The organism is Catenulispora rubra (assembly GCF_015356825.1).
GTDB lineage: Bacteria > Actinomycetota > Actinomycetes > Streptomycetales > Catenulisporaceae > Catenulispora > Catenulispora rubra.
The window spans coordinates 1-379 of sequence record NZ_JAACYW010000834.1 but is presented as its reverse complement, the minus strand read 5'-3'; the positions used below and the strand labels follow the sequence as shown (position 1 = coordinate 379).

General features: G+C 74.1%; 1 pseudogene. It reads left to right on the top strand.

Annotated elements, in window-relative coordinates:
• Positions 1–379: pseudogene (locus tag GWK61_RS55635) on the top strand (hypothetical protein); the annotation flags it as partial.

Below are 379 nucleotides of genomic sequence, written 5' to 3'. Positions count from 1 at the left end.
GGACGCCACCCGCCCGGTGATCACCACCGTCGGCCGGCTCACCCTGCTGCCGCAGTCGGCGTCGCTGGCCGACCAGGAACAGGCGGCGAGCGACATCGCGACCGCCCTACGGGGCGAGATCACGGCACTGACCACCGAACAGTGGCCGGCGGACGTGCAGCCGGCCATCGACACCCTCGTCGCCGCGCATCCCTCCGCCGCCGATATCTGGGCGCAGACGGCGAGCGCCCCCGGCACCGCCACCTTCCAGGACGACCTGCGCCGAGCGGAGGACAGCCTGGACCTGACCGATATGGTGGCCGCCCGCTCTGCGCTCGGCCTGGCATCGGCCACCTCCGGTGCCGACGGCTCGACCGGCTCGACCGCCCCGGCCCAACAG